This is a genomic window from Actinopolyspora alba, from assembly GCF_900112765.1.
GTDB lineage: Bacteria > Actinomycetota > Actinomycetes > Mycobacteriales > Pseudonocardiaceae > Actinopolyspora > Actinopolyspora alba.
Map to the genome: position 1 here is coordinate 78,187 of NZ_FOMZ01000006.1, position 18,172 is coordinate 96,358.

Sequence of the window (18,172 nt, forward strand, 5' to 3'; positions counted from 1 at the left end):
GTTGACAACTCGATCACTTGTGGTGATAACGGTGTGCCCACCATCATGGGGACACCGGGCAGCCGCACGAATGTGAGCCCGATGATTCCCTTCCGGACGACGTCGGCGATCCGGATGCGAGATCCGCACAGCATCGGGACCCGTACAACACCGGGCGGGCTCGGAAGAAGCGCTTCCGAGTACTCGTGGGCGAATGGGAGAAAATCATGATCGCCACAGAGGAATGGTCGGTGACGATTTACATCGACGAACGCGAGGACCGAACACACGCCGAGGCCAGACTGCACCGGCAGTACCAGTCGGAGGTCCGGGCCAACGGCTTGGCCCGCCGCAATCCACACGACAGCAACATCCCGCGGATCGGTGCCGAACTCGCCGCCTCGCGTGCGCTGTCACAGCTGGCGCACCAGTTGCTCGACGATTCCATCGCCGACGTCGAGCAGTCCACCGGTGAACCGGCCTACTTCCACACCTAGTAACACCGCGGTGCTTGGTCCGCTCGGTTTCCGCGGGTGGTCGGCCGGTGGGGCTCCCACCGGCTCTCCGGACGGGATCGGAGCACAGGGGAGCGACGTTCACAACGGAGAGCGCGGTGATGTCGGGGTGTCGTTCGGTCGCACCCGCTGCCGTCAGCGCACCAGTCCCCGGTCGAACGTCAGTGCACCACGGCCACCGGGCACTGTGCGTAGTGTGCGACGGCGTAGCTGACCGAGCCGAGCAGGCTCGATCTGATCGGTCCCCTGCCGTGACTGCCCACGACCAACAGATCGGCCTGCTCCGAGGCGGAGAACAACGCGTCCGCGGCTCCCTCGTTGGTCACCACCTCGCTCCGCAGCACGACATCCGGATACTTCTCACGTTGGCCGGCCACCGATTCCGAAAGCACCCGTTGACAGGTCTCGTGCACCTCTTCCCAGTTGAGTTTGCGACGGGCGGAGACGGACAGGGCGTACTTGCGGATCTCGTTCCACGCCAACAGGGCAACCAGCTCAGCGTCGTGGCGGAAGGCGAACTCGTAGGCGAACTCGATGGCACGCTGGCTGCCCCGGGAACCGTCGACACCCACCACCACTCTGGTGAACTCGTTCGGGGTATTGGTGATCCGTTCGCTCTCCCGCTCGCCCCGCACCACCACCACGGGAAGCTCGGCGGTGCGAACCAGTTCGGCAGAGGTGGAGCCGAGCAGCACACGCCAGGGCTGTGTCTGCTCCGGGGGTCCCAGCACCAACATCTCGGCTCCCTCAGCGGCCTCGCCGAGAATCTTGGCCGGGTGACCCATCCGTATCGAGGTGTCTATTTCCAGCCGCGGAAGTTCCGCGAGACACTCGGCCACGATGGCCCGAAGCTCGTTCTCCGATTCGGTGCGCAGCGGTTCGGACTCCACTGCCTCACTGGGCAGGTGTATGCGGGTGATCTGTTCCAACGGTACGGGGATGGCGCGGACGATCAGCAGCGCCCGCTGTCTGCTGGCCGCTTCGAAAGCCGCCCAACGCACCGTCTGCCGTGAGTGTTCGAGTTCGTCGAATCCGACGACGACCTTGCCGGTCTGCTCCGCGCTCATCGCTGCCAACCCTTCGAATTCGCCCGTGGCGACGATTCATGCTCAGGCCATGATGTCGTTTCACGAGCGATCGAGCAGTCCCATTCGTCGTGAACGGGCATTCGAACGCCCCGAACGTGCGTGAGTGAACCCGCTGCTCGATATCCGGTCTCCGGGGTGAGGATCCGCGAGAGGTCCCACCGAGCGAGCGTGACGGACAACCGCGTCAACAGGGTCCGCTATTCGCTGCGTTCGCGTACCACGACCACCGGACACGGCGCGTGGTGCACGCAGTGTTGACTGACCGATCCCAGCAACGCTCCGGTGAAACCGCCGTGCCCCCGGCTGCCCACGACCAGCAGATCGGCGTCCTCGGCCGCGTCCAGCAGGGCTCGCGCGGGAATTCCCCGCACCACTCGTTGCTGTATCCCGACATCGACTCCGAGCTGGTTGACGGCGTCGGCGACCGCCCGCGACAACTGCTGTTCGGCCCGCTGGTCGAAGTCCTCCTCCGGAATCGGAGCGCCCAAACCGTAGTAGGTCGGATGTGCCCAGGCGATCAACGCGGTGACCTCCGCTCCGCTGTTGGAGGCATAACGCAGTGCCCAGGACAGCGCTTCCGCGGCGCCCGCGGATCCGTCCACCCCGACGACCACTCGTTCCTGTTCGGTACTCATCGGTTCCCTCCCGTGCTTTCGACCGGTTCGTAGCTGGCCAGGAGCGGAAGCGGTTGCCGTGGATTCCTCGTGCCTCATCCGGAGCCATCGTGCTGCTCAGCCCTTACGACCACGACCGGTGTGCGGGCATGTGACACGCAGTGCTGGCTGACCGATCCCAGCAACGCTCCGGTGAGACCGCCGTGACCGCTGTTGCCCACGACGATCAGCGCGGCCGCCGTCTCGTTCGCCACGTCCAGCAGCGCTCTGGCCGGATGGCCCTGGACCACCTCGCGGTGCGGGACAACGGATGCCTCGTCGCCGACGGTCTCCGCGAGCACGGCGCTGAGGGTCCGTGCCGCGTCCTTGTCGAGATCCGCACCGTTCGGTACTTCCCAACCGTAGATCGGTGGGTAGTCCCAGGCGATCACGGCCGTTATCTCCCCGCCGGTGAGTTCGGCCTGCCGAACCGCCCAGCGGAGCGCCGCTTTCGAGGCCGGTGAGCCGTCGACCCCGACAGTGATCCGATAGGTGGTCTCCCCAGTCATCGCGTCCCTCCACCGCCACGGTCCCCCAACCGGGGCGAGGTCGCACTTCGCCCATTCCGAGCCGCCACGGAGTCGCGGGCCGCCAACGGCCCGCCCTGTGGTGTCTCGCTTCAGCTCACCTTCGCTTCCATCAGCGCCACGTAGTTGTCCACGAAGTGGTCACGGAGACCGTCACTTGCGGGAGCGGACACGTCCGAGGTGAAGCCCGCGAGGTTGTCGGTCAGACCGCTGAATGTGGAGATCCGGTCGTGCAGATCGCCGTCGGCATCGAAGTAGCGGACGTGCCGCACGTGGTGGAAAACGGGTTCCGGGGGGGGGACCTGAGTCACGATGTCGTTGTTGTTGACGAATCGGAAGGTCCGGTCGGCGAACACCTCGTCGTAGTCACCGGCCAGTCCCCTGTCGCAGGTACGTGGTTGTCCGAAGGTGTAGACGCCGTCGGCGAGCAGCCCGGGATCCTCGAAGTACATGCGTGCCGAGGCGAGCATGGCAAGTGCCCCACCGAGGCTGTGACCAGTGAACCACAGTGTCTGATCGTTGTCCCGGAACTCGTCGACCGCTGCTTTCACATCCTGATACACCGAATCCAGGGCCTGGTTGAAGCCCTGGTGCACCTTGCCCCTCCCCGCCGGTCCGGATTCCACGAGTGTGTTGGCGTCGGACAGCCAGTCCTTGAGCTGCTTCGGCTCGGTCCCTCGGAAGGCCACGATGATCATGTCGGCGCTGGCGGCGACGAATCCTTGCGTGTCCTCGATGGGAAGTGAGGAATCCAACTCACTGTGGAAGTATCGACAACGGTCGAACCCCCATTCCGCGGCCGTCTCGCGTATCGCCGACTCGTCCTCGTAGGAAAGCTTGGCCGCCCGGGCCAGCCAGTACGCGTGTCCGAGGGTGTATCCGGTCGTTTTGTGGTTGATCTCGACAACGGGCACGAAACATCTCCCAAGGGTTAGAAGGTGGCTCTTGTGGATCCGAGGGAACGGAACGGGCATGTACCTTGCTGCCACCGGAGTCCGGCCAACAGCTCTTCCGTTCTCCTCACCTCGGGCCACTGTGACAAAACATGGTCGACGGAGATGCTCCACTAGCCGAAATGGGTGATCATTTTGCACCGTTTCGATGGACTCCGCGGTCGGGGCCGGTCTGCCACCGATCCGGTGAAATCGTCGCCGTTGAGTCGCCATAAGTGAAATTTATTCATATAGTTTCGGGTGCCACTGACGCCGAAACTCGGGGAGAGGCCATGCGGCGACTGATTCCGACGCTGCTCGCGATGACCACGGCGGTGGGGCTGCTCAGCGGTGTTCCCGGACACGCCGAATCCGAGGACACTTCGGAGATCCAGAGCGGACTGCGGGTTGCCGGGCGCTGGCTGGTCGACGAGCACGGCCGCAGGATGCTGCTGCACGGTGTGAACAACGTGGACAAGACCGCGCCCTACGTGCGACCGGGCGACGGTTTCACGGTCACCGCTCGCGACGCCGAACTCCTCGCCGGACACGGTTTCAACACCGTCCGGCTCGGTGTCTCGTTCGACGCCCTGATGCCACGACGCGGTGATGTCGACGAGGCCTATCTGGACCGGGTGGCCGGGGTCGTCGACACCCTGGGAGAGCAGGGAATACACGTCCTGCTCGACAACCACCAGGACGGGCTCGGCCCCGACTGGGGCGGAAACGGGTTCCCCGACTGGGCGGTGGAGACCGAGCCGTTCCCGGGAGAACCGAATCCGGGTTTTCCGCTGTACTACCTGATGCCCAGCATGAACAAGGCGTGGAGCGAGGTGTGGAGCAACAGCGACGGGGCCATCGATTATCTCGGTGACGCGTTGGCCGCGTTGGCCGAACGCGTCTCCGACGAACCGGCGGTGCTCGGCATCGAACTGCTGAACGAGCCGTGGCCCGGTGCCGCGTTCCCGAGCTGCTTCCCGGCCGGTTGTCCGGCCTTCGACCGCAGGTACCAGGAGGTGCACGAGAAGCTGACCGCCCGGATCCGTCGGGCCGATCCGGATGTTCCGGTGTTCTGGGAACCCAACGCCACCTGGAACCAGCTGATGCCCACCCACATGGCCGAGCCACCACTGACACCCCGGATAGCCGCGGAGCAGGTCGTGTTCTCGTTCCACGACTACTGCATAGCCAGCCAAGCCGCCATCTACCTGGGGCTGCCCGAACAGCTGGTCGGAGTGTGCTCCGCACAGCACGATACGACCTGGAAAAACGCGGACTCGTTCGTCGAGCGCGCGAACGTGCCCGCCCTGGTCACCGAGTTCGGCGACAGCGATCCGCGAGTGCTGGCCAACACGCTGGACCGGGCCGACAGCAGGTTCGTGGGTTGGCACTACTGGCACTACACCAGCATCTTCGGGCCGGATCCCGGGGATGACCCCTTCCGCTCCGAGATAGGCGATCAACTGGTCCGGACTTATCCACAGGCCACGGCGGGGACTCCCGAATCGATGCGTTTCGACGCCACCACGGGGGAGTTCGAGTACACCTATCGACCCGATCCGACGATCCCGAAGCCCACCGAGATCTACGTCTCGGACCGGCACTACGAATCGGGCTACTCGGTGACGGTGCGCGGCGGGCGGCTCACCTCCGAACCGGGTGCCCGAACGGTGACGGTCGAGGCGACCGGCACCGAGACGGTGCGGGTGCGGATCGGGGACAGCTGATCCGCACCAGCCTGATCCCGCACCGGCGAGCCGCCGGCCGGCGCGAGCGATCTGTGCGCTGTTGCCCGACCATCCGGGTATGGCCACTTCGCGCAACGGCAGGATCGTCGTGGGAACCGACGGCTCGGACTCGGCGGTGCGGGCCGCGCTGTGGGCCGCCGACGAAGCACGACGTCGCTCGGCCGTACTGCGGCTGGTGCACGGGTACGCGATGCCGGAACGGGGCTATCCACGCTTTCTCGTTCCGACGCGTGCCTTGCGAAACGGACTCCGAGCCCAGGCGCGGACAGCACTGCACACCACGAGCGAAGCCGTGCGCGCTGCCGTCCCCGGCATCGAGGTCGAGACCCGCATAATCGAGTCTCCCCCGACCGTGGCGCTGTTGCGGGAGTCCCACGGCGCCCTGCTGACCGTCGTCGGTTCGCGCGGACTCGGGGGGTTCAGCGGGATGCTGGTCGGTTCGGTGGCGATGGCACTGGTGGGGCACTCGCGCGTTCCCACAGTGGTGGTACGGGACGAGCATTCGCGCGATCCGGCACACCGCTCCCTGCCCGTCGTGGTCGGTGTGGACGGTTCCCCCGCCAGCTCGGCCGCCGTGGCGTTCGCCTTCCGGGACGCCTCGGCTCGCGGGGTGGCGCTGACCGCCGTGCACGTCGGCAGGGACGACCACTCATCGTCTTCCGGAACCGAATCGGACCGCGCGCTGCTTTCCGAACGTACCGCCGGATGGCAGGAGGACTATCCCGACGTGCCGCTGGAACAGCTCGTGATCACCGGACACGTCGTACGCACCCTGCTCGAGGTGGCCTCCCGTGCCCAGCTGCTCGTGGTGGGGAACCGGGGTACCGGGGGATTCCACGGGATGTTGCTCGGCTCGACCAGCCGTTCCCTCGTCGTGCACGCCCCCTGCCCACTGGCAGTGGTCGGCGCCGAGGACCCTACCGGGACCGCCATCGCCTAGTGGGGCTCCCTCCGCCACGGCGACGGCACACCGGACCTCGGGCGGGCGGCACTAGCCGGTGACTTCGCTGGTCACGTGCGGCAGTGCCAGCCGTCGTCCGGTTACCATCTCGAACGGTATCCGCAGGAAGTAGTCCCGCAGCGGCACCCAGGAGGACTTGGTCGGATCAGCCAGTGTGACCAGCTGATCGATGTCGCGAACCCGTTCGGCGCGTCCGTGGACTATCACGCTCCACCCCGACCGGGTCGCCAGATCGATGTGATCGGCCTCGAAGGCCACCACGTTCCCGTTGAGTTTGGACAGGCTTCCCTCCCTTCCGGTGCGGATCACCACGCTCGCGCCGTCCACCACGAAGTTCACGGGCCGGATGGCGGGCAGAGCCTCGTCGGTGAACACAACTCGACCCACCTGCGCGGAGGACAGCAGCACGATGCTCTCTCGCGTGGTCAGGGAGCGAAGCTCGTTGTGCGTGTTCATCGTGGGTATCCCGGTGGTAATCGTCGGGTTGGTGACGCCAACGGTCCACCAACTCCCCGTGGCATCACAGGGCACAAAGTCATCCGGGGCCACCTTCGCGGGGCGAGTCACCAGTGGTCGCCGTGCGCGAATGCCACCGGCCGGTCATGCTCGGTTCGGATGGAGGAAGTATGAGCCCGGCCGGTGGACCGAGCAGGACCGTGGTGGTGGGTGTCGACGGTTCCGATGCCGCCACCGAGGCGGTGCGCTGGGCCGCGTCGGTGGCTTCGTGGCACCACGCCCGGTTGTTGGTGGTGCACGTGTTTCGCCCCGTCGCGGCGGCCGACCGGCCGGAGGAGCACGCCGGGGCCGGGACACCGCACGATGCCGAACACATTCTCTCGTTCGCGGCCTCGGCGGCCGACGAGATCGCCACCGACCTACCGGTATCCACCCGAAGCGTGCACGGGCGAGCGGTGCCCGCACTGCTGGCGGAGACACAACACACGGGCCTGCTCGTGCTGGGTGCTTCCGGATGTGGCGGATTCGCCGGGATGCTGATCGGCTCGACCGCCGCAGCGGTGCTCAGCAGGGCCGCTTGTCCGGTTGTGGTAGTGCGTCCCCGGCCCGGGGAGGAGCACTTCCCGGTCGAAGGTCCGGTGGTGGTCGGTATCGACGGAAGCCCCATCAGCGAACGAGCCCTGGCCGCCGCGTTCGAATACGCGGCGCACTGGCGCACCGAACTGGTAGCGGTGCACGCCTGGAGCGACGTCGAGTACGACACGTCGGCGAGCTCCGACGGCACGGACGAGTCCTACGCCGAAGGCGGGGAGAGGTTGTTGGCCGAGCGTCTCGCGGGGTGGCGGCAGCGCTATCCCGACGTGACCGTGCGGCGCGTGGTCGGAAGGGACCGTCCTCGACAGCAGCTGTTGCGCGGTTCCGAGACGGCTCGTCTCGTGGTGCTCGGAAGTCGTGGTCGCGGCGGTTTTCGTGGACTGCTGCTCGGCTCCACCAGCCAGGCGTTGATCGAGCATTCCCACTGTCCGGTACTGGTGATACGTCCTCGGCAGGAGGAGTGGTGACCGGAAGTCGTCCGTACTCACGGATACCCCGAGAGAGGCGGTGACCATGGGGGAGTGTCTCCTGCGATTGCGTCGGTTGCTGCTGCCGGGCGCCAACCCACTGGCCCGGCCCTCCGACCGGATCGAAGGAAGAGTGCTGACTCTGGTACTGCTGCTGCCGCTGGTCGCCACACCGTTCGCGGTCGCCAGTGGTGCACAGACCTACGGGGAACAGCTCGGGGCGGCGCGTAGTCAGACGCGGGAACGGCAACAGGTCACCGCGGTGCTGCTGGACGACGCGGGTCCGCCACCGGCAGCGGTACGTGCCGGTTCCCGCGCCAGGGCCGAGGTTCGCGCCACTTGGCAGGCTCCCGACGGTTCCGCCCGCACCGGCATGGTGGCGGCCCCTGCCGGTTCCCCCGAACGTAGTCGGGTACGTATCTGGACGGATCGCAGTGGACGTTCCGTCCCACCACCGATGACCTCGGCCGCGGCGGTTCGCGAGGCGACGGCGGCCGCGGCGACGCTGTGGCTGACCGTGCTGTTCGGGGCCGTGGGCGGATTCTGGTTGTTCCGGCGGTGCCTGGATCGTCTCCGCCGGTGTAACTGGCAGCGCGAATGGGAACACTTCGAACGCCACTGGAGTGGCTATCGGGACAGCGGTGAGGGGTGAGGAGCGGAGATGCGCGTAAGAGACGTGATGAGCGAGGTACCTGTCACGGTGCGTACCGACACACCGGTCAAGACGGCCGCCGCGTTACTCGTCGAGCACGGAATCACCGCACTGCCGGTGCTCGACGGTGAGGACTACCCGCTCGGCACGGTGACCGAGCTCGATCTCGTGCGGGATCGCTTCCCGCGTGATCCGCGTTATTCCAACGAGGACCGGGAGCAGCCCGCGCCTCCGGAAACGGTGGGAGAACTGATCTCGGCCCGCATAACCGGTATCGAACCCGAAACCGATGTGACCGATCTGGTCAAGGTGCTGCTGGAGGAACGCGTGCGCAGCGTGGCGGTGATCGACGAACAGCGACTCGTCGGTATGATCACCGGCCGGGACCTGGTTCGCACTCTCGCCAGGGACGACGATCTGTTGGCCCGCGACATCCGCTACCGGCTCTCCTTCATAGGCGGCCCCCGGCGATGGAGCATTCGGGTCTCCGGAGGTGTGGCGGTCATCGTCGACGAGTTCGACAGTCCGGAGGATCGACACGTCGCCCGCGTACTGGCCGAGAGCGTGCCCGGGGTGCTGCGCGCCACGTGCAGCGCGGCCGAGCCGACGGCGACGGGATGAGGAATCGTCGTTGCCGGAGGCCCCGCGCACCGACCGGTTCGTCGCTGGCCGTCACGAATTCGGACGGAGCAGTGGTGCCGACCAGCTCAACCTGGTGCCTCCCTCGGGCAGCGATGTCGTCTCCATCGTTCCCTCCGCACGCCGTGCCCGGTGTTCCAGGTTCTCCAGGCCACTGTGCGTGATACCGGCCGGTATTCCCGCACCGTCGTCGACGACGGTGACGGTCAGCTCGTCGGTGACCGAGACGGTCACCGACACGCTGTTCGCGTCGGCGTGCCGGACGGTGTTGCTCAGCGCTTCCCTGATCACGGCCTCGGCCTGTTCGGCCAGCTTGTCGGGGACCGCGCTGAGCGGTCCGCTCATGCTCACCTTCGCTTCCAGCCCGGTTTCGGCGATCGACTCCGAGACGATCTCGTTCAGTCGGGTACGGAGCTCGGAGCCGTGGCGCGTGCTGTTGCGCAGATCGAAGATCGTGTCACGTATGTCGTTGACCACCCGCTGTAGCTCCGCGGTGGTCGTGCTCAGCCGTTGTCCCACTTCGTGATCGGTGACGAGTCCTTGCGTGTTCCGCAGGGACAGCCCGATGGCGAAAAGTCGCTGGATCACGTGGTCGTGCAGATCACGCGCTATCCGGTCCCGGTCGCCGAGTATTTCCAGTTCGCGCAGCCGGTGTTGGTCGTCCGCCAGTCGGAGCGCCAGTGCCGCCTGGTCCGTGAACCCCGCCACCAACCTGAGCTGCTCGGCGTCGAAGGAAGTGGCTCTCGGGCTCCGAGCCACTACGAGTACTCCCGAAACCGTTTCGGGACTGGAGCGCAGCGGCAGAATGAGTGATGGACCGAAGGAACCCGCGTCGTTGCCCAGATCGAGCCTGCTCACTTGCCGGGGAACCCGGTCGCGGAAAACCGCTCCACAGGTCGAGGCGGTCACCGGGATGTCCGTGCCCACCAGCTCGCTGCCCACTGATCCGATCGAGACCGAGACCGAGAGCCTGTCGACCTCCTCGGACGGCAGGTCGGAGTCCTGCGGAAGCGCCAGAAACGTGCAATCGGCATGGCTGATCTCGTGCGCCCGATTCGCGATCAGGTCAAGCACCTCGACGGGATCGGTGGCCGCCAGCAGCGCGGCACGGATCTCACTGGTCGCTTCCTGCCAGCGTTGCCGCAGCCGGGCACGCTCGTAAAGTCGCGCGTTCTCCACCGCGATTCCCGCCGCGGCGGCGAGGGCACGAACCATCGTCTCGTCGGCCTCGGTGAAGGCGTCACCCTCGACCTTTTCGGTGAGATAGAGATTGCCGAACACTTCGTCACGCAGCCGGATCGGTACACCGAGAAAGCTCCGCATCCGAGGATGACTCGCCGGAAAACCCACCGATTGGGGATGCCGGGACAGTTCCGTCAGCCGCACCGGCTCGGGGTGATCGATCAGCAGTCCCAGCAGTCCCCTTCCACGGGGCAACTCGCCGATTCGGTGGCGGGTCTCTTCGTCGATACCCTCGTATATGAATTCCGCCAGCCCGTCACCGTCCGGATTCAGTACCCCCAGTGCGCCGTACTTCGCTCCCACGATCCCCGTAGCCGCCTGGACGATCCGCCGGAGCGTCGTGTCCAGTTCCAGCTCGGAGGAAACCGCCAGTATCGCTTCCAGCAGGACGTCCGCCCTGTCACCGGCACCGTTGTCCCGTTCGATGAGCTCCCAAGCACCGCGTAGAAGTTCCCGTGAACGGGACTGCGACAGCGCGTTTCGCGTTCCGGGGGGAAGCGCAAAATCGCCGAATCCTCCGTGTGGCGATTCACTGCCCGACACGTTTCCCACGATGCCACCGGTCGCGACACCCCGCCAATCTCACGTTCCGTGGTCGGTAGTGGTGAAGCGCCACGCTATTCCCGGCGACTCGTGTGAGGCGAGCCGCTTGCACTGACCCTCAGTGCGGAGTCCGTCGTTGGTCGCGCAATCGGGTGGCCAGCACGGCCGCCTGGGTACGACGCTGCAGTCCCAGTTTTGTCAACAGGCGGGAGACGTAGTTCTTGACCGTCTTCTCGGCCAGGTACATGCGTTGCGCGATCTGACGGTTGGTCAGCCCTTCCCCGATGAGGTCCAGCAGGGTCCGCTCGCGCTCGGACAACTGGGGGAGTTCCTCCGAGCCATCCCCGCCACTGCGCAGTTGGTTCAGCACCGTTCTCGTCGCCCTGCTGTCGAGTATCGAATGTCCCGAGCCCACCCGGTGCACGGCCGAGAGCAGTTCGAACCCCTGCACGTCCTTGATGACGTAACCACCGGCTCCGGCCAGAATCGCCTGCAGCATCGCTTCTTCGTCGGTGAACGAAGTCAGCATCAAACAGTTCAGCCCGGGAACCTCGGAACGCAGTTCCCGACACAGCTCAACCCCGTTGCCGTCGGGAAGCCGCACGTCCAGCACCGCCAAATCGGGCCGCAGGGCCGGGGCGCGGGCCAGCGCTCGTGCGACAGTGGCCGCTTCACCGACCACTTTCAGTTCCGGATCCGATTCCAGCAGATCCGCGACCCCACGACGGACGACTTCGTGGTTGTCGACCAGGAACACCGTGATCATGCGATATCACCCCATCGATTTGGCGATCACCGGTGTACGGCGGAGCCCAATGGTGTGTAGGATGCAGTCGATCAGTTTCGTGCGGGTGAGCATTCGTACGGTTGATTGGCAGCCCCGCCATTGGTACGGCCCGCTGTCACGGTCTGCTCCGTAGTGAGTAGCACGCGGCTGTGGTTACCACTCTGCGAGGGCGACTGGGGCCAGTCAAGGTTTGAGCTCGCGAAACGCGGTGCTGGTCAAACAAGGCAAACGTGGCTACCGTGGTAGTTCGGCCGTGACGCCGGAAGCTTGTGGTCCGGTGAGTGTGATCGCGTTGTCGGTCCTCGTAGTAATCACGGTGGATGCGGCGGCAACAACAGAAGGGGCGCTACCGCGTTATTTCGCGGTGCGACGGCGCGCGCGTTTTCCCGAGATCCTCGGATCGAGGGTAAACATGTGCTGCGCGCCGGCCGGTTTTTCCGCTCGACGGGGTTTCCCGTGCGATCGGGCGGGGCGTTGTGAGCCGACACACGCGACCGGAACGGAACTGTCGCCGTTTCCGCGACGTTGCGGGTGAGGTTGGTCGCCATCCTCGTGACGTCGACGTGAACGGCACGTAGCGTCCGTGCGGCCTTTTCACAGCCACGGCTTGCGCCCATGCGTGGGCACGACTCCCGAACAGATCAACCAGGCAGGCACACGACCGCGCCCGAGAAGAGAGGAGGCGCCACATGATGGACAACACGAATACCGATTGGCAGCACCGCGCGAGCTGCCGCGACGAGGATCCGGAACTGTTCTTCCCGGTATCCGAGGTGGGGCCGGGCGCGCAGCAGGTGCGGCAGGCCAAGAAAATATGCGCCCAGTGCCCGGTCAGCTCCGAGTGCCTCGCTTACGCGCAGCGTACCGGACTGGATTTCGGCATTTTCGGTGGGATGACTCCGGAGGAGCGTCGCGAGTCGGGGCGCCGTGCTCGTGGTGCGGCGAGGGTCGCCGATTCCCGCGAGTCCGCGGCTCGTCGGTGATTCGCGGAAAGTCGACGAGGACGGACTCGAACATCCCTTCCGCGTCATGCCGCGGCCCCGTTCTTCCCGGACGTTTCGATCGTGACCAAGACGTTTTCCGCTTTCCCCGGCCCGGCTGCGGCTCGCCGGGGGAATCGGAGGGGAGATTTCGCGTCGGATATCCGGGTGGGCCGTCTCGTCGTGACACTTCCGTGGGCGACGAACACCTCGAGTGATCGGCTCCGCTGCTGATGGCCCCGTTCGCTAGGTTAGGCTAACCTTCGCACTGGTTGGGTGTGGCCGGGCTCGGCCCGTCCACACCGCCACCATCGGCCGCTACAGCGGGAGGACAGGGTTGCGGAGCGGACTCGGAAACGTACGCCGTCTCGGCGGTTTACTGAGCGTGTTGTTGTTGGCCACCGCGCTTTCGGCATGTGGTCAGGGGGGCTCCTCGGGTGAGTCCACGGAGGAAGCCGCCGACAACGCGGCCTTCCCGGTCACCGTCTCGACCAAGTTCGGCGAGGTCACCGTGCCGGAAAAGCCCGAGCGGGTGGTCGCACTCGGTTGGTCGGACGCTGAGACCGCGCTGGATCTGGGCGTTCAACCGGTCGGGGTCAGCGATTGGCTCGATTTCGGCGGAAACGGGGTGGGCCCCTGGGCGGCGGGAGAGTTCACCGCCTCCCCCGAGATGCTGGGAACCAACGAGGTCGACTACGAGAAGGTCGCCTCGCTCGAACCCGACCTCATCCTCAACACCCGGTCGGACGGATCCCGGGAAAAACACCAAACGCTGTCGAAGATCGCGCCGACGATCGCCCCTCCCGCTGACACCGTTCCGTACGGCACCAGTTGGCGCCAGCAACTCGACCTGGTTTCCAAAGCGCTGGGCAAGTCCGATGCGGGGCAGGCCCGCATCGCCGAGGTGGAGCGGGCGTTCTCCGAAACGCTGTCCCAGCACCCCCAGCTGCGGGACAAGACGGTCGGGGTGGGCGCCTACTACGGCAGCGACCAGTACGGGGCTTATCTCACCGGCGACTCCCGGGTTCGCTTCATGCGGGAACTGGGGATGACGAACAAACCCGAGATCGACGAGCTGGGTTCCGGCAGCTTCTACGTCGACATCTCGCGGGAACGGCTCGACGTGCTCAGCGCCGATCTGACAGTGGTTTTCGCGATCAACGGTAGTCCGCGGCAACTGTGGCAGGACCAACTGCTGAACCGGACCTCCGCCGCGCGAGAAGGTCGTCTCGTCATTCTGGACGATCCCGAGGTCGTCAATGCCTTCTCCAGCGGTTCCGCCAGCGGCATGGAGTACGCGCTGCAGCAGGTCGCTCCGGTCTTCGCCGAGCACGTGGCCGATTCCTGAACCGTTTCCGCCAGTACGTGTTCCGTCCCAGCCGGATCGTGGCTTTCCCGGGCCGGCGTCGAACACCGACGCAGGCCCGGGAGATCCCCACCCAGGTGGAAGATTCACGGCAGATGCACGGTTGTGCGGGGTATGCGAGTTATTGGAGTTACCGAGTTCGGCGGACCCGAGAAGCTGCGCGCCGTGGATGTCGCGCAGCCGAAACCCGAGGAGGGCGAGGTCAGGATTCGGGTGCACGCCGCGGCGGTGAACCCGACCGACACCGTGCTGCGCGCGGGCGGTCATCGCACAGCTGGGCTGGAACCGCCCTACATACCAGGTATGGACGCTGCCGGAGTGATCAGTGCGGTTGGTCCCGACGTGACCACTCGGCAACCCGGGGATCGCGTCATGGCCGTAGTGGTCCCCGTGGATGAACGGGGTGGTGCCTACGCCGACGAGATCGTGGTTCCCGAGGATTCCGTGGCGGCCATCCCGGAGGGAGTCGATTTCGCCGCTGCCGCCACACTGCCGATGAACGGGTTGACCGCTCATCTGGCGCTGGAGCAGCTCGACCTGGCCGAGGGCGAGACCCTGGCCGTCACGGGGGCCGCGGGGGCTTTCGGCGGCTATGTCATTCAGTTGGCCAAGGACCGCGGGTTGTACGTGATCGCCGATGCGTCAACCGCTGACGAGCAGCTGGTACGTGATCTCGGTGCGGACGCGGTGGTACGCCGTGGTGCGGATGTGGCCGAGCGAATTCGTGAACTGGTGCCCGAGGGCGTGGCGGGAGTGGCCGACGGGGCAGTGCTCGACGGTGAGGTGGCCCCGGCCATCCGTGACGGTGGTGGTCTCGCCGTGGTGCGCGGTTGGAATGGCGATCCCGGACGTGACATCCGTGTGCACCGGGTGCTCGTGGTCCACGCCGCCCGGGACAACGCCGCGCTGGACCTGTTGCGTGCGAAGGTCGAGAGCGGAGTGCTCAGCCTTCGAGTCGCGAGCGTCCTACCGGCGGAGCGGGCCGACGAGGCCCATCGCAGGCTGGAAGGTGGTGGAGTGCGAGGACGTCTCGTACTCGACTTCCAATCCTGAACGAGCCCCGTTCGACGAACGACCGGACGCCCCTGGACGCGTCCGGTCGTCGCCGAGTTGTCGCTGATACATTACTGACCGGGATTCACCGGGTATCGAGAGCTCGAGTCCGCCCATTCGGAACAGCTCGGTGGCCGACCGGGACTTGGCAGCTGGATCAAAGTCCGGTCGGGTCGTCGAGCACGAGCTGGGAAGTACCACGGGCGAGTCCGTTGGCTTTCACACCGCGTGTGGTGTGACGGCCCGGAACGTTTCAGCGGGATCCCGCACGCTGTTCAGAGTTGATGAAACGAGGTAATGGGTATCAAGGGTGAGGTGATCCGGTTCGACAGTTCCCGGGGCTTCGGGTTCGTGTCGCCGGAAAGTGGTGGTGAGGATGTTTTCGTCCACGTCAACGACCTGTTGGTGGACGAGGGGTTGATTTCTCCGGGCACAACCGTCGAGTTCAACGTCGAGGACGGGGAACGCGGACTGAAGGCCTCGGACGTCCGTCTTGCCGGTGGCGCCCGATCCGCCGCCGGCGGCTCCGCTGGGAGGCCACCGGCCGATTCGGAGGGGGACTCCGACGTCCTCTCGCCCGATGAGTTGTCCGCCGAGATAACCGAGGCACTGCTGGGTGCGATCCCCACGATGACGGGTGGTCAGATCCTGCAGGCTCGGCAACGGCTGCTCAAACTGGCCGAAGAACACGGTTGGGTCGGACGGTGACGAGCGACGAGTCCTGCCGTGACTCCCTGCCGTTCGAACCTCCGTACGCGTCGGCTCGTGTGGTCGGCACGTAGTTGCCGGGACGAACCTTCTCCCGCCGGCTGCACGGGCCGGCCCGCGCGTCCGGCGGGAGATTTCGTCGCGTGAGTACCTCGGTGAACCCAGAGGACGAACCGCCACTCCGGAGCGGGAAATTTTCGAGATTTCTCCTGTCGCGAGGGCTGGTCGTTCACCCCCGTCCGGTGTGACACTACTTACCCCGGAGGACGGCAACGCGGACAGGCAGGTACGGGAGGTTGCCGATGTTGGGCAAGTACGAACGTCGCAGCCTGGAAGAGATCGAGAACCGGCTGAGCCAGGAAGATCCCGAGTTGGCCCGTGGACTGGCACAGGGGAAACCGAAAACCATTCGGCGCAGGTTTCCGCCGTTGCTCGTGCTGGCCGCCGTCGTGATGATGCTTTCGGTGACCCTGCTCGTGCTCGCCGAGTTCGGGTCGGCCGTGCTCGCCGCTGTGCTGGCGGGTGGAGTATCGGCCTTCTGGTACTGGCGCGGCCGTTCCTGACCCGACTTCTTCGAGTCGGGCGGTGATCGTCGTTGGCGCGCGGTGTCTTCGCGGTGGGACCGGATCCGTTCTCGGTGTTCTCGCGCGTTCCGCCGTGCGATCGGCCGGCACGAATCACGACGGAATCCTCCCCGGTTCCGGGGGAATCCGCTGCTGCCCGTCAACGTGGAACGGGAATGCGTGAACCATTTTCCCTTGTCATCATGTCGACATGCTGTGCCTGGTAACCGGTGCCACGGGATACATCGGCGGTCGACTCGTGCCGCGTCTGCTGGCCGATGGTCATCGAGTCCGCTGTCTCGTGCGCGATCCGGACAAGCTCCGCGACGTCCCCTGGGCCGATCAGATCGAGGTCGTTCGTGGTGACGTGCTGGATCCGAGCAGCATGCGCGCCGCCTGTCACGGTGTTGACGTGCTCTACTACCTGGTGCACTCGATGTCCGGAACCGGTTTCGCCGAACGCGACCGCCGGGGCGCTTCCGAAACCAGTCGAGTGGCCGCGGAGGCCGGCGTTTCACGGATCGTGTATCTCGGTGGTCTGCACCCGACCGATCGGAGCGAACTCTCCGAACACCTCGGTTCGCGTGTCGAGGTCGGAGACATCTTTCTCTCGGGCCCCGTGCCCGCCGTCGTGCTGCAGGCCGCTGTCGTGCTGGGCTCCGGATCGGCAAGTTTCGAGATGCTGCGTTACCTCACCGAACGGCTGCCGGTGATGGTCACCCCACGATGGGTGCGAAATCGTGTCCAGCCCATCGCGATCCGGGATCTGCTGCACTACCTGGTTCGTGCCGCCGAGATTCCGGACTCGCTCAACCGGACCTTCGACATCGGTGGGCCGGAGGTACTCACCTACGAGCAGATGATGCGGCGCTACGCGGTGGTCGCGGGACTGCCGCGCCGCGTGATGCTGCCGGTGAGCGTGCTTTCACCCAGGTTGAGCTCGCACTGGATCAACATAGTCACTCCCGTACCCAAATCGATCGGAGCTCCGCTGATCGACTCGTTGGTGCACGAGGCGGTGTGTACCGAACACGACATCGACGACTACGTCGCCGCACCCGAGCAGGGACTGCTCTCGTACGAACAGGCCGTGCGCCTGGCTCTGGCCCGGGTTCGTAACGGACAGGTGGACACCCGCTGGTCCGATGCCTCCGGGAACACCCCTTCGGATCCGTTGCCCTCCGATCCGCGGTGGGCGGGCGGGAGCGCTTATCGCGATGTTCGGGTCCGCCGGACATCGGCCGCACCGGAGACGGTCTGGCGAGTCATCGAAAGCATCGGAGGGCGCAACGGTTGGTACTCCATGCCGTTGGCATGGGCGGCACGGGGCTGGGTCGATCGCCTCGCGGGAGGTGTGGGACTCCGGAGAGGACGTCGTGACGCGCACGAACTCCGAACCGGCGACGCGCTGGACTGGTGGCGAGTGGAGCAACTCGACGACGGCAGGCTGCTGCGATTGCGTGCCGAGATGAAGCTTCCCGGACGTGCCTGGCTCGAACTGGGTGTCCGTCCGGACACGGGTTCGGGATCCGTGTACCGCCAGCGGGCCGTGTTCGTGCCCCGAGGTCTGTCCGGCCATCTCTACTGGTGGGCCGTCGCCCCGTTCCACGGGGCCGTTTTCGGGGGCATGGCACGCAACATCGTTCGCGAGGCGGAGCAGTCGACCGGGCGGCACCGTCCCGCGGAGGGCTCTTCCGGCACGCACGGGGCCGGATGAAT

At 66.0% G+C, this 18,172-nt stretch carries 19 protein-coding genes; 12 read left to right on the forward strand and 7 right to left on the reverse strand.

The genetic code is table 11. From position 1 onward, the window contains the following. The first annotated feature begins 206 nt into the window (after positions 1–206). A complete protein-coding gene (locus BM150_RS10215) occupies positions 207–476 on the forward strand; it encodes a DUF1876 domain-containing protein (RefSeq protein ID WP_092926902.1) in 270 nt (89 codons plus the stop codon). Between the two features lie 179 nt (positions 477–655). Here the strand turns inward: BM150_RS10215 and BM150_RS10220 are convergent, their stop codons facing one another. The 4 genes from BM150_RS10220 to BM150_RS10235 form a co-directional block, all read right to left on the reverse strand. Further along, positions 656–1,561, reverse strand: coding sequence for a universal stress protein (locus tag BM150_RS10220; RefSeq protein WP_092926463.1), 906 nt, complete (start codon positions 1,559–1,561; stop codon positions 656–658). A gap of 218 nt (positions 1,562–1,779) precedes the next feature. Beyond that, positions 1,780–2,217, reverse strand: coding sequence for a universal stress protein (locus BM150_RS10225; protein ID WP_092926465.1), 438 nt, complete (start codon positions 2,215–2,217; stop codon positions 1,780–1,782). A gap of 74 nt (positions 2,218–2,291) precedes the next feature. Beyond that, positions 2,292–2,744: a universal stress protein gene (locus BM150_RS10230; RefSeq protein WP_092926467.1), complete on the reverse strand. Its 453-nt coding sequence runs from the start codon at positions 2,742–2,744 to the stop codon at positions 2,292–2,294. A gap of 110 nt (positions 2,745–2,854) precedes the next feature. Next, entirely contained in the window at positions 2,855–3,676 is an 822-nt protein-coding gene (locus BM150_RS10235; RefSeq protein ID WP_092926469.1) for a lipase family protein, read from the reverse strand. Between the two features lie 311 nt (positions 3,677–3,987). Between BM150_RS10235 and BM150_RS10240 the strand changes: the two genes are divergently transcribed. Then, complete coding sequence (locus BM150_RS10240; protein ID WP_092926471.1) at positions 3,988–5,421, forward strand: endoglycoceramidase I; 1,434 nt, start codon at positions 3,988–3,990, stop codon at positions 5,419–5,421. A gap of 79 nt (positions 5,422–5,500) precedes the next feature. After that, entirely contained in the window at positions 5,501–6,382 is an 882-nt protein-coding gene (locus BM150_RS10245) for a universal stress protein (protein ID WP_092926473.1), read from the forward strand. 51 nt (positions 6,383–6,433) lie between these two features. Here BM150_RS10245 and BM150_RS10250 read toward each other — a convergent pair whose 3' ends face one another. Continuing rightward, the gene (locus tag BM150_RS10250) at positions 6,434–6,859 is read right to left on the reverse strand and encodes a pyridoxamine 5'-phosphate oxidase family protein (RefSeq protein ID WP_092926475.1); all 426 of its coding nucleotides are present in this window, start codon (positions 6,857–6,859) and stop codon (positions 6,434–6,436) included. 170 nt (positions 6,860–7,029) lie between these two features. On the opposite strand from BM150_RS10250, the gene BM150_RS10255 reads away from it, so the two are divergent. The 3 genes from BM150_RS10255 to BM150_RS10265 are packed head-to-tail and all read left to right on the forward strand — an operon-like array spanning position 7,030 to position 9,193. Continuing rightward, the gene (locus tag BM150_RS10255) at positions 7,030–7,920 is read left to right on the forward strand and encodes a universal stress protein (RefSeq protein ID WP_092926476.1); all 891 of its coding nucleotides are present in this window, start codon (positions 7,030–7,032) and stop codon (positions 7,918–7,920) included. Between the two features lie 46 nt (positions 7,921–7,966). After that, positions 7,967–8,572 (forward strand): Rv1733c family protein, encoded by a 606-nt coding sequence (locus BM150_RS10260; RefSeq protein ID WP_092926904.1) that lies wholly within the window; start codon positions 7,967–7,969, stop codon positions 8,570–8,572. A 27-nt stretch (positions 8,573–8,599) separates the two neighbouring features. Continuing rightward, positions 8,600–9,193 (forward strand): CBS domain-containing protein, encoded by a 594-nt coding sequence (locus BM150_RS10265; protein WP_245755407.1) that lies wholly within the window; start codon positions 8,600–8,602, stop codon positions 9,191–9,193. A gap of 51 nt (positions 9,194–9,244) precedes the next feature. On the opposite strand, the gene BM150_RS10270 is transcribed toward BM150_RS10265, so the two are convergent. Together BM150_RS10270 and BM150_RS10275 are read right to left on the reverse strand one after the other, a co-directional pair. Continuing rightward, positions 9,245–10,927: a GAF domain-containing protein gene (locus tag BM150_RS10270; protein WP_092926906.1), complete on the reverse strand. Its 1,683-nt coding sequence runs from the start codon at positions 10,925–10,927 to the stop codon at positions 9,245–9,247. A 187-nt stretch (positions 10,928–11,114) separates the two neighbouring features. Beyond that, positions 11,115–11,762 carry a response regulator gene (locus tag BM150_RS10275; RefSeq protein WP_092926480.1) on the reverse strand — a complete coding sequence of 216 codons (648 nt, stop codon included), beginning with the start codon at positions 11,760–11,762 and terminating at the stop codon, positions 11,115–11,117. Between the two features lie 710 nt (positions 11,763–12,472). On the opposite strand from BM150_RS10275, the gene BM150_RS10280 reads away from it, so the two are divergent. From BM150_RS10280 to BM150_RS10305, 6 genes are all read left to right on the forward strand, one after another. Continuing rightward, positions 12,473–12,766: a WhiB family transcriptional regulator gene (locus BM150_RS10280; RefSeq protein ID WP_092926482.1), complete on the forward strand. Its 294-nt coding sequence runs from the start codon at positions 12,473–12,475 to the stop codon at positions 12,764–12,766. Between the two features lie 334 nt (positions 12,767–13,100). Further along, positions 13,101–14,111, forward strand: a complete 1,011-nt coding sequence (locus BM150_RS10285; RefSeq protein WP_245755409.1) for an iron-siderophore ABC transporter substrate-binding protein — start codon at positions 13,101–13,103, stop codon at positions 14,109–14,111. A 132-nt stretch (positions 14,112–14,243) separates the two neighbouring features. Continuing rightward, positions 14,244–15,182, forward strand: coding sequence for a quinone oxidoreductase family protein (locus BM150_RS10290; RefSeq protein ID WP_092926484.1), 939 nt, complete (start codon positions 14,244–14,246; stop codon positions 15,180–15,182). 297 nt (positions 15,183–15,479) lie between these two features. Continuing rightward, positions 15,480–15,890, forward strand: coding sequence for a cold-shock protein (locus tag BM150_RS10295; protein WP_092926486.1), 411 nt, complete (start codon positions 15,480–15,482; stop codon positions 15,888–15,890). 302 nt (positions 15,891–16,192) lie between these two features. Next, entirely contained in the window at positions 16,193–16,453 is a 261-nt protein-coding gene (locus BM150_RS10300; protein ID WP_092926488.1) for a DUF3040 domain-containing protein, read from the forward strand. Positions 16,454–16,664: 211 nt separating this feature from the next. Then, complete coding sequence (locus BM150_RS10305; RefSeq protein WP_092926490.1) at positions 16,665–18,170, forward strand: SDR family oxidoreductase; 1,506 nt, start codon at positions 16,665–16,667, stop codon at positions 18,168–18,170. The last annotated feature ends 2 nt before the right edge of the window (positions 18,171–18,172 follow it).

What these genes read in the sequence shown, in the direction of transcription:
- BM150_RS10215 (WP_092926902.1), top strand. Translation starts at nt 207, where the DNA reads ATGATCGCCACAGAGGAATGGTCGGTGACGATTTACATCGACGAACGC.
- BM150_RS10220 (WP_092926463.1), bottom strand. Translation starts at nt 1,561, where the DNA reads ATGAGCGCGGAGCAGACCGGCAAGGTCGTCGTCGGATTCGACGAACTC.
- BM150_RS10225 (WP_092926465.1), bottom strand. Translation starts at nt 2,217, where the DNA reads ATGAGTACCGAACAGGAACGAGTGGTCGTCGGGGTGGACGGATCCGCG.
- BM150_RS10230 (WP_092926467.1), bottom strand. Translation starts at nt 2,744, where the DNA reads ATGACTGGGGAGACCACCTATCGGATCACTGTCGGGGTCGACGGCTCA.
- BM150_RS10240 (WP_092926471.1), top strand. Translation starts at nt 3,988, where the DNA reads ATGCGGCGACTGATTCCGACGCTGCTCGCGATGACCACGGCGGTGGGG.
- BM150_RS10245 (WP_092926473.1), top strand. Translation starts at nt 5,501, where the DNA reads ATGGCCACTTCGCGCAACGGCAGGATCGTCGTGGGAACCGACGGCTCG.
- BM150_RS10250 (WP_092926475.1), bottom strand. Translation starts at nt 6,859, where the DNA reads ATGAACACGCACAACGAGCTTCGCTCCCTGACCACGCGAGAGAGCATC.
- BM150_RS10255 (WP_092926476.1), top strand. Translation starts at nt 7,030, where the DNA reads ATGAGCCCGGCCGGTGGACCGAGCAGGACCGTGGTGGTGGGTGTCGAC.
- BM150_RS10260 (WP_092926904.1), top strand. Translation starts at nt 7,967, where the DNA reads ATGGGGGAGTGTCTCCTGCGATTGCGTCGGTTGCTGCTGCCGGGCGCC.
- BM150_RS10265 (WP_245755407.1), top strand. Translation starts at nt 8,600, where the DNA reads ATGAGCGAGGTACCTGTCACGGTGCGTACCGACACACCGGTCAAGACG.
- BM150_RS10275 (WP_092926480.1), bottom strand. Translation starts at nt 11,762, where the DNA reads ATGATCACGGTGTTCCTGGTCGACAACCACGAAGTCGTCCGTCGTGGG.
- BM150_RS10280 (WP_092926482.1), top strand. Translation starts at nt 12,473, where the DNA reads ATGATGGACAACACGAATACCGATTGGCAGCACCGCGCGAGCTGCCGC.
- BM150_RS10290 (WP_092926484.1), top strand. Translation starts at nt 14,244, where the DNA reads ATGCGAGTTATTGGAGTTACCGAGTTCGGCGGACCCGAGAAGCTGCGC.
- BM150_RS10295 (WP_092926486.1), top strand. Translation starts at nt 15,480, where the DNA reads ATGGGTATCAAGGGTGAGGTGATCCGGTTCGACAGTTCCCGGGGCTTC.
- BM150_RS10300 (WP_092926488.1), top strand. Translation starts at nt 16,193, where the DNA reads ATGTTGGGCAAGTACGAACGTCGCAGCCTGGAAGAGATCGAGAACCGG.
- BM150_RS10305 (WP_092926490.1), top strand. Translation starts at nt 16,665, where the DNA reads ATGCTGTGCCTGGTAACCGGTGCCACGGGATACATCGGCGGTCGACTC.